Consider the following 8,994-nt stretch of genomic DNA (forward strand, 5'->3'; position numbering starts at 1 on the left):
GTCCACAGTCGTGACAACGATCAGATTGTTTTTGCCGTAACGTTAACCATTTTTCTGATAACGAGAAGATTGGCATTTAGGACAGTACATTTTTTCTTGAGTTTGACAACAATTTTATTCTATAGCATTCTATATTCACCAACGCCCAAATTTCAGATTATAAAGATAGCTTATTAGAGTTTAATGAGAGTTTTACAACAAAATTCTCAGATATATATAAAGACTTCTGTGATTATGTAGATATCGATATATTTGAATAGAACCATTCAAGTTCAAATAAACAGATAGCACGCCTAGTCAGAAGCAATCTCTGTAAAAAATTCTTCTATTTCTTGGTGCAGATATAATCCCTGGAGAGTGTATCCCAGGAAAACCCGGTAAATCTCAAACAGAATTTTCTTTGAAAGCAAGACTTTATAACTGGAGTTTAGACTACGACAAAATTTCCCAAGATTGTTTTGGGTGAAAAAAGAAGGTAAATTAACCAAAAATTGAGTCTAAGTTTTCTGATTTTTGGCTTTTTTTGTGGTACTTTTTCGTTTTTTCACTACAGGATAACGGGTTCTTTTACTTCTGAGTTTACCTGTTTTCCAACCAGTGGATTTTCCACGAGGTTTGGGAGTTTTAGCAGGGGTTCCAATCTCGACTAAAAGTCCGAACATTGATTGTGCGACCCTTCCAGGGCTTAAATTTTTCTGAGGCTTGTGCCAAGGAAGATGGTGTTCTTCAACTATATCTCTAGCCAGCCATAGTTGCCAAGTTAGTAATGGCATGTTTCTCACTCCATCTTTCACATTGATGAGGTGTACTGAGTGCAGGTAATGTCCAATGTAATCTTTGCTTGATCAATCTATACCAATGGTCAACAGCGAAGCGCCTTAAATATTTTTTCCACAGTAATTCTAGGGGAAGTAAATCTAGTTTATATTTACCAATAAAAACTAACCATAAAGGTTTTTGAAGTAAGCCTTTTTTATTAGTTTTAAGCCTCTCCACTAAAATCAGGGTCATCGGAACTGATGCCGATGATCGAAAATGTAACTCTGACCATTTTCTGACTTTGATTTTACCTAGTTTATCCTCATCTAATTCCACTGTTTCTGTTGCATTCCACCAAGTAGATTGCTCCTGAAGTTTAAATTTATCCCCATGTTTTTTTGGTCGTCCTCGACCACTATATTCTCCAGGTTCACCATATAAGCAGCAATTTGAGCGAATCCTCATCAAACAATCTACTTCGATATCTGCTATTTGATTAACCCAAGAACCATTACCATATTCACTATAAGCGTAAAGCTAAAATGGGAAATTTAGTACTTTTTCTTACTTGTTTTAATTGCCAAGTAGCTTTACTAATTGGTGTTTCAAAACTACTGATTCTTTCATGTCTTAATGGTAATGCCCAACTGCCTTGTTCTTCTGAAATCCAAGCTATGGTACTATAGCTATGCCCCTCAGTTACTTTTTGAAAGTTCTTAGGTGAATGATGATAACCTCGGTATGCATAAAGTAAGAGAATCTATTCTAGGATAAGCGGTATGATCTATAGCTAGAGTAACATATGAACCATCAGTTCCAGGAATTTCTTGGATGTATCTATTCATTAATTTGGAGCGGTTTGGACGACAATCTTGTAAGGATTCATAGGTAGAAGGCCATTGTCTTTTAAACAAAGGTGAAAGGGAAAAATCAGCCAATGAATTAGCTGTTAAGCGTGGTTAAAACTGCATCCATTAAATCATAAGTTGAATCCTGAGCAAACCCAAGTAAATTGTAGGTATCAGTCCGAAATTTTTGCAGTCTATTTATGTTAGTATTCATCAGGGAGAGTTACGTTTCTATTTAATCACTTTTCAATTTTCTCCCTTTTTCTAAAATTTGATTTATTAATATTTGTTAACCATTTACAAGCATTGTTAATGTCGCGATCGCACATAAAATTAGACTAGACTGTACAGTGTAATTTTTAGGTACAACGCTGCTCCCTCAGGTATTTACAACTTCCAGCTCAAAGTGCCGTAAGCCAAAAGGTTTACAAAAAAGAATGTCTCAATATGCCAGAATCCACTGCTATGAGTTAGTCTAAACTCCAGTTATAAGGAGTGACATCCTCCCGACGCTGACCCTGTTGGGTAGAGCGCGGGACTTATAGTTCCCCACACTCCTCATTATGTTTAAAACTACATATTCATATTTGAACACAAAATAGCGGAGCGGTCACTACTTGCACCGCCACAGTTTACCTTGATTATTTGCTATTAATTTATCGAGCGGCAAGTAGTGAATTTTCGTGCTGGCGGAGTTTGAGGCGGCCTAGAGCCTCATTCCGTTATAAAGCGCGATGCTCGCGCACGATATAGGACTTATCAATTGAGTCGCTCTTTTTTTTGCACATCAAAGCTAGAACGTCCACATTTAGTTTGAACTTAACAGAATCAGGACTTACGCAGCACTGCTACATATAGTGTATAATTTGGTTCTTATTGCGAATGTAACCACTACAATTAGTGCCGTTGCGTAAGTCCTGTTGGAGTAGCTGTTGGTTCAGCAAACAGATTTCGGTTGAAACTGTACCATTTATAATTTATGTTAGTGATTCTTTCCGATAGCATTTGCTATCGGAAAATGTAGTACTTAATCAGTTCATTCAATTGTATCTGGATCGATATTTAACTCTCTTAATTTTGCTGCCAATTTTTCTGCTCGTTCTTCTGGTGTGTTTACCAACTTTTCTTCAGGAGTAAAAAAGCGAAGTTTTTCAAGGTCAATTCCCAAATATAATTGTAATTGCTGGCTCCATAAATATCCTTTTTCATTAGGTTCTATGGCTTGATACATTCCATCAACAAGATGAAATCCAGCCAACTCTAGAGTGTAAGGATCAAACCAGAAGTAGTCGGGTGTACGAAAAGTATCTTGATAGATTTTCTTTTTTAAACCTTTATCTGTATCAGCCGTTTTTTTCGAGAGAATTTCAACAATGACATTCGGATATTTTCCTTTCTCCTCCCAAACGACCCAACTTTTACGGCTTTTCTGTTCTGTTCCTAAAACTACAAAAAAATCAGGGCCTCGGAAATCTTTGGATTTGCTTTGGCTAGGACTATAATAAATTGTAAGATTACCCGCTGCATAGAAGTCGTTGCGGTCGCGCCACAGCCATTCTAAACAAGTTAGTAATAATATGATTTGTCGTAGGTTCTGTTTCTTCTAGTCCCTTTAGTGTGGCGAGTTGCAGACGGTAATCACCCCGCTTGGTATCGCTTGCCCACATTTTTCTCGCTGCTTCTACATTCTCATAAAAGTCTACAAAATTCTCTCCTGCGTTCTCTTTTAGCCCTACCACTGTTATGAGAATGTGTTCGTTGATAGGTATGATTTCTACTCCGTTTGGTGTTGGATTTGATGACATTATTTTTTGCTCGTGTTTGTGTAGATTACTAAATTTCGATGACGGCTTCTAACCAATCAATTATGTAGTTGTGAAAAAAGGGTGAAAACTTCTGAAACCCTTATCTGAAGGCCAGCACAGATCTTCTCTATAAAATTATTCAATTCCTTATATCATCACACTTATAGCCATTTTTAGCCTTTGTCTGTTTCCCACATCTAGATATCCTTACAAAATTAATCTTGAATAGTTGTCCATGCTAATTCCGGTGGAGATAAACAGGAAATTGTTTCTAATCTATATCTCAACCAATGTGTCCCTTTAAACCCAAAATGATCCACCCAATAAGGTAAGGTAATCCAACCATTATTATCTTGTATTAACCATTGTCTTGATTTAACGGAAAAGTCATCAGAAACTAACTTAATAACATTAACTAAATCATCGCTTTCTCCTAAATATAATACTCCCCATCGATTCATAGAGTCAGGATTTAATAATGCTTGTTCTAGTCTTTCTGGTAAACTAGGATTTGTTTTATTATCCCCTGATTTTACCCAGACAAGAAAGCGAATATCCGTTAATATTTCTTGGTAATCTGGACGTTTATTTCCCAGATGTTCTTCCTGTGTAAACTTAAAACGATGCAAAGTTCTTAAGGTTTTAGATTTTTCAGGTTGAGAGAGCATAGCAATAGCTAACTGAACCCCACAATGCTTTTGCATATCCATTTCTCCTACTAAGGAGAGCAAAAGTCCATAAACTGTTGAATGGGGAGGATAAGGATAAGTTTTGCCATATTCTCTAGCATGAGATTGGCGAAAAGTAGCAACAGGAACATCAATATAAATTGCTATTGATTTCATTATTTTTGTTTATTTGTCTTCTTTTTTTTTGATAATCCTAAATCTTTAGTAATAACTTCTTCAAGGTTTTTGGCAGTAGCTTTAATCCCTCTATAACAATGAGAATTTTCTATATTTAATCGTTTAGTAATTTCTCCTCCAATCCATAATTCTTGAGGTTCAATATCCCCTGCTTCTACTTGTTCCATTAATTTAGGAGCAATAACTTCTTGATTCTCATCCAGTTCAAAACAATAGAGAAAACGAGGACAATTGTCACTCGTCCAACGTAAAACCATACTTTCTGGAGAAAAATCAAACAAAGAAGGGAGAAATGGTAGTATGAGGCTCATTATACCAAAGAATTTGTTGAATTAGTTGTTCATTTCCATCATTTTCTCCTCGGTTTAAAGAAGCAGGTGCATAACGAGTAAGTAAGTTACCAAATAAGTATCGCATAGTGATAGTTTTTAACAAATTATAAAAGTAAAAAGGCTAATTTATATAATTTATCTTCTATTAACAAAGGAAAGGCAAAAAAGACTAATCTTTCTCTATTAATTGTCGCTTGAGTTGGATAGCTTGATAAAGCAATTAAAGCAATATCTCTGGCTTCTTTCCAGTCTACTTTTCCAGTAATAATAGGGAGAACTAAAGTTCGATTTTCGTTAAGGGTAGACAGATTACCAGCTTTTGACAAAAATTTAGCTATTAAATGTCGAAATGTATCTTCTTTATAGCAGTCTAATAATTTTAATTGGAGTTGTTGATTTTCTCTCTCAATTCTTTTTGATGCTGCTTCTGGATTGTCTTGATAAATTTGAGCATAAATGATTTTTAATGCTTGATGAATAACGTCAATAAAGGCATTATGAGCTTTGGTAATATCATCACTATTTTTAATCATAATGAATAATCCTTTTTGATTATAGTTGAGTTGCTGTCTAATTTCTCCATATTTGTCTTTTTGTTTTAATGTTAACCATAAATCATTCCAAATCTGCTTTTTGTTGATTAAATTATTCAGAATAAAATCTCTAATTAAATTAATTCTAACTAAGAAACCATTTGGGGTTTGCAAAAGTCTATTTGGTTGAAAATTTCGGTAAGCAAGTTGATAAGATTGAATAGTTTTCTTATTAATTTTGAAGTCTTGACAATCAGTAGGACTTCTTAACCAGGAATCTTTGAGTAGTTTTCCGTAAAGTATGACTTGACATCTTTGAGGAGAAAAATTATTGGTAGTTTCTTTGGCATAATAACTAAATGCAGCTTCTCCTAAACTCGAAACGTATAAATTTTCATATTTTGTATTGTTTAAACGCCAGCGTATTTGAGCAGATTCTTCTAGGTTAATGGGGTCGGGAATAACAAGTAAATATTTGATAGGATGTGTTTGAGATTTAATTTGTTCAGTTATAACTTTTGATAAAATCAAATAGTGACAAGCAACGGGGAAAAACAGAAGAACAAAAGCATATTTTGTGGGTTCTTGACATTGATTGTTTTTTTGAATTCTATTATGTCGAACGATTGCCCCAGGATATAACCAACTAACTATAGGAATATGACCTTCTATTAATTGATGGGTTTTGGGGTTACATAATTGAGGACTAAAGTTTTGATGAATATAAGAGTTTAACTGTTTATAATTAAGACTAATTTTCACACCATAAATTTTCAAATGCATTGAGGTTTGAAGATTGGGTTTACCTTTTAGTAATAGATAAAATTGTTCAGGAATTACTAATTTTATTAATAAACAAAGTAATAAATGAGGAGCGGTTTTCAGTAATTTAGTTCCTGATACTTTGTATTGTTCAGCGATTGTAGTAACAAACTTATTGTGTTGTAATAATGTACCAGAGCTTGAATTGAACTATAAATCTCTCTTGAACATCGTGCATATTCGGGTTTGAGAATATTTCTGGAAAGATAACCACTCATTAATAAAACACAGATAGTTTGATGCAAATCAATAGTTTTCTGAAGTGGGTCAAAATACCTTGATAATCTCTCAATACATTGAAAACGTTCTTGTCCTTTTAATTCTCTTTCTGAAGGTTCATATAGGGGTAATTTTGTTACCTTATCAACAAATTCTGTTGGAGATAAAATCGGTGGTAAAGCTTCAATCATCGGATTGTTGTTATATTCTACCAAGCTAAATTGACGATATTTAGCAACAGCAGCTTGTGTACCATCAGGAATATTTATCCAGTCATAATAGTCATATTTATTGATAAAATCTCTACTTTCCATGTTTATTTTTATTTCGTCTTTGTTTCAGTAATTCCAAATAATTTGTTTGAGTTGATTTAGGAGAATTAGACTGATGAGATTCTTTTGTCGATTTCTTTGTTTTTTGAGGCGTTGAAGGCTTCAACTTATCTTGGAGTTCAAATGCTTCTTTTTCCCTTAGTTTAGCTTTTTCTTCTGCTCGATGTTTTCTAATACCAGAGGTTTTCTGTAAGTTACTTTCAGTCTTATCTTGATATTTTTCTGTTTCTTGTTTAGCACGACAAGCAACATTTTCTATTTTAGCCATTAAATCTACTTCATTTTGTAACTGTTCCCCTGCCCGTTTCTTTCTTTCTAATTCTTCATTAGCCAACAAATATTCCACATCATAAATTGTTTGATTACTGTAACGTTCATCGGGGTCAATCAAACTACATTTATCAAAACTTCGACCATTGTTCGTTTTTTTTCTAATTCCTTTGTCGATTTAATAGTTCTTGCTACTTGAACTGGCTGTTTTTCTTGCTCAACAGTTATCATAAAATCTGTTGTTAACACATAAGGAGTGTGATGCTTTGGATCTTCCGGGTATTTGATGTTCATTTCATCCGCAATACTCATTGCTAAATCCAAATCTAGTAACGGATATTGTTCCCTGATATCAATGACTAAATCAGACCATTCAAATAAATAAAATGCCCGTTTTTCTTGGTCTGATAATAAGTGATGTATACGGCCTGTTTTCCACCCAGGAATTCTATGGGAACGACCTTCAGACGGAATGTCTTGAATTTTAATCCAGGGGATATAGTTTTTTCCCTTCCCCTGGCCACGACCTTCTTTCAGGTATCGTTCATATTTTGCTTGAGTCCACTCTCGCTGATTTCTCACCATCAGGATAAACTTATGATAGTATAAGTTCTAACTTAAGTTTACCAACTTTATTATCAATTTACCAACTTTATTATTAACTTACCAACTTTATTATTAACTTACCAACTTTATTATTTCACCACAGTGATTTCTGCTTCTGTACAAATGTTGTAAGGAGCTTGAGAGTAGTCTGTATACAACCAAGCATCATCAGTCCCGGCATACAGCCAGTTATCGTTGTTTTGAGATGTTTGTACTGGTGGTGCGACTAGCTTCAGTTGAGGTGGGGCTGGCCTTTTTGTCTGTATTTGTGTTAACATTGTAGTTCTCCTATGTCTAATTAGGGGGCGGGACATCACTTTGCTTTTCCAGGGCGTGGGTGGTGTCCCTTTTGGTTTTCCCTTTCCTATATCTATATATTATCCTAGTATACCAGGATAATACAACCCTTTACCGATTAGAATTATCCTGGTATACCTGAATATATGATAACTTCAGCTTATATATCCTAGTATACCAGGATATTCGGATATAATGGAGTAAAAATTTATAGGAGAAGTATTATGGCTAAAGGTAATCGCAACCCAAAACCAAAAGACTCAGTATTTCATCAAACTAAAAGAGTAGCTATAAGCGATCGTTCATTAGGAGAGTTAGCAAAAAAACCTGTATCGGTCAAGTTGGAAGTAGATGTAGATGAATATATCAGGGGGCTACCTCAAAAAGATAGAGTTACTTTTCTGAGAGAATCAATTACCAATGCTGCAAGAGCAGAGATGGCTAACCAACATTCTGAGGAGATGTGATCTGCTAATTCCATTTCTGCTCTCTTTTTTTTTTGCACATCAAAAGCGAACTGCTCACATTTAGTTTGAGCGATTTGTGTAGCGCTCCGTTCCGGAATTGCCATCAATCTAATTCAAAACAATTACTTTCTTTGAAATAATTCAAATATGTATCAACTAACCATTAATATACCTGAAGAAACAGCCCTAGCGTTAAAATTAACCCCAGAACAACAAAGCCCAAGAAATGCAACTAATTGCTGCTATTAAACTTTATGATAATGGTCGTCTTTCTTCTGGGGCTGCTGCAAATTTAGCTGGAATTCCTAAAGTCTTATTTTTAACAAAATTAGCTGATTATGGTGTAGACACTTTTCAACTCACTGAAGCTGAATTAGCTGAGGAATTCAGACGTGCCTAATATTATTGTCAATACTTCACCTATTCAATATCTAAACCCAAGCTTATTTACTTGACTTACTCTTGAATTTATATGGTCAAATTATTGTTCTTGAATCTGTAGCTGATGAATTAGCAGTTGGTCTCTCCCTCGGAATTTCTCTACCAGATATTTACTCTATTTCATGGATTGAAATTCGTTCGGCTCAATCTAAAGCTATTTTACCTCTTGTGACTGAGTTAGGAGCAGGAGAGCGAGAGGCACTGGCTTTAGGCTTAGAAATACCTGAAAGTTTAATAATTTTAGATGATGGTTTAGCTAGACGTTATGCCCAGTTATTAAAATTAGAGTATATTGGCACATTAGGGATTCTTCTAAAAGCAAAACAAAAGGGATATTTAGAGCGAGTTAAACCTATTCTGGAACGATTAGATACTTTAAAATTTCGTTTAGCATTAT

Annotated in this window: 13 protein-coding genes and 2 pseudogenes; 3 read left to right on the forward strand and 12 right to left on the reverse strand. The window is 34.7% G+C overall.

All coding sequences use genetic code 11. The annotated features are described in order from the left end of the window. Positions 1-497: 497 nt before the first annotated feature. The 12 genes and pseudogenes from F6K15_RS36625 to F6K15_RS36680 all read right to left on the reverse strand — a co-directional run bounded on the left by F6K15_RS36625 (position 498) and on the right by F6K15_RS36680 (position 7,670). Positions 498-773: a hypothetical protein gene (locus F6K15_RS36625; RefSeq protein WP_293070866.1), complete on the reverse strand. Its 276-nt coding sequence runs from the start codon at positions 771-773 to the stop codon at positions 498-500. Next, the gene (locus F6K15_RS36630) at positions 739-1,224 is read right to left on the reverse strand and encodes a hypothetical protein (RefSeq protein WP_293070868.1); all 486 of its coding nucleotides are present in this window, start codon (positions 1,222-1,224) and stop codon (positions 739-741) included. Before F6K15_RS36630 ends, F6K15_RS36625 begins: the two co-directional genes overlap by 35 nt. Positions 1,225-2,643: 1,419 nt before the next feature. Further along, positions 2,644-3,201: pseudogene (locus tag F6K15_RS36635) on the reverse strand (Uma2 family endonuclease); the annotation flags it as partial. Next, complete coding sequence (locus F6K15_RS36640; protein WP_293070870.1) at positions 3,122-3,412, reverse strand: hypothetical protein; 291 nt, start codon at positions 3,410-3,412, stop codon at positions 3,122-3,124. The gene F6K15_RS36640 and the pseudogene F6K15_RS36635, both read right to left, overlap by 80 nt. Positions 3,413-3,627: 215 nt before the next feature. Further along, a complete protein-coding gene (gene cas5, locus F6K15_RS36645; protein WP_293070872.1) occupies positions 3,628-4,257 on the reverse strand; it encodes a type I-MYXAN CRISPR-associated protein Cas5/Cmx5/DevS in 630 nt (209 codons plus the stop codon). Continuing rightward, positions 4,257-4,589 carry a hypothetical protein gene (locus tag F6K15_RS36650; protein WP_293070874.1) on the reverse strand — a complete coding sequence of 111 codons (333 nt, stop codon included), beginning with the start codon at positions 4,587-4,589 and terminating at the stop codon, positions 4,257-4,259. Before F6K15_RS36650 ends, cas5 begins: the two co-directional genes overlap by 1 nt. Further along, positions 4,552-4,695: a hypothetical protein gene (locus F6K15_RS36655; RefSeq protein WP_293070876.1), complete on the reverse strand. Its 144-nt coding sequence runs from the start codon at positions 4,693-4,695 to the stop codon at positions 4,552-4,554. Before F6K15_RS36655 ends, F6K15_RS36650 begins: the two co-directional genes overlap by 38 nt. A gap of 19 nt (positions 4,696-4,714) precedes the next feature. After that, positions 4,715-5,926 carry a type I-MYXAN CRISPR-associated Cas8a1/Cmx1 gene (gene cas8a1, locus F6K15_RS36660; RefSeq protein ID WP_293070878.1) on the reverse strand — a complete coding sequence of 404 codons (1,212 nt, stop codon included), beginning with the start codon at positions 5,924-5,926 and terminating at the stop codon, positions 4,715-4,717. Between the two features lie 98 nt (positions 5,927-6,024). Continuing rightward, positions 6,025-6,498, reverse strand: a complete 474-nt coding sequence (locus tag F6K15_RS36665) for a hypothetical protein (protein ID WP_293070879.1) — start codon at positions 6,496-6,498, stop codon at positions 6,025-6,027. Continuing rightward, a complete protein-coding gene (locus F6K15_RS36670; protein WP_293070881.1) occupies positions 6,488-6,907 on the reverse strand; it encodes a hypothetical protein in 420 nt (139 codons plus the stop codon). Before F6K15_RS36670 ends, F6K15_RS36665 begins: the two co-directional genes overlap by 11 nt. Continuing rightward, complete coding sequence (locus F6K15_RS36675; protein ID WP_293070883.1) at positions 6,904-7,371, reverse strand: TnsA endonuclease N-terminal domain-containing protein; 468 nt, start codon at positions 7,369-7,371, stop codon at positions 6,904-6,906. Before F6K15_RS36675 ends, F6K15_RS36670 begins: the two co-directional genes overlap by 4 nt. A gap of 110 nt (positions 7,372-7,481) precedes the next feature. After that, positions 7,482-7,670, reverse strand: coding sequence for a hypothetical protein (locus F6K15_RS36680; protein WP_293070884.1), 189 nt, complete (start codon positions 7,668-7,670; stop codon positions 7,482-7,484). 243 nt (positions 7,671-7,913) lie between these two features. On the opposite strand from F6K15_RS36680, the gene F6K15_RS36685 reads away from it, so the two are divergent. The 3 genes and pseudogenes from F6K15_RS36685 to F6K15_RS36695 all read left to right on the forward strand — a co-directional run. Beyond that, positions 7,914-8,156: a hypothetical protein gene (locus tag F6K15_RS36685; RefSeq protein ID WP_202224328.1), complete on the forward strand. Its 243-nt coding sequence runs from the start codon at positions 7,914-7,916 to the stop codon at positions 8,154-8,156. 217 nt (positions 8,157-8,373) lie between these two features. Beyond that, positions 8,374-8,556 (forward strand): annotated as a pseudogene (locus tag F6K15_RS36690) (UPF0175 family protein); the annotation flags it as partial. A 62-nt stretch (positions 8,557-8,618) separates the two neighbouring features. Continuing rightward, a partial coding sequence (locus F6K15_RS36695) for a DUF3368 domain-containing protein (RefSeq protein WP_293070888.1) occupies positions 8,619-8,994 on the forward strand: 376 nt, incomplete at its 3' end.

Origin of the sequence: Okeania sp. SIO2B3 (genome assembly GCF_010672525.1) — a bacterium.
Taxonomy (GTDB): Bacteria; Cyanobacteriota; Cyanobacteriia; order Cyanobacteriales; family Microcoleaceae; genus Okeania.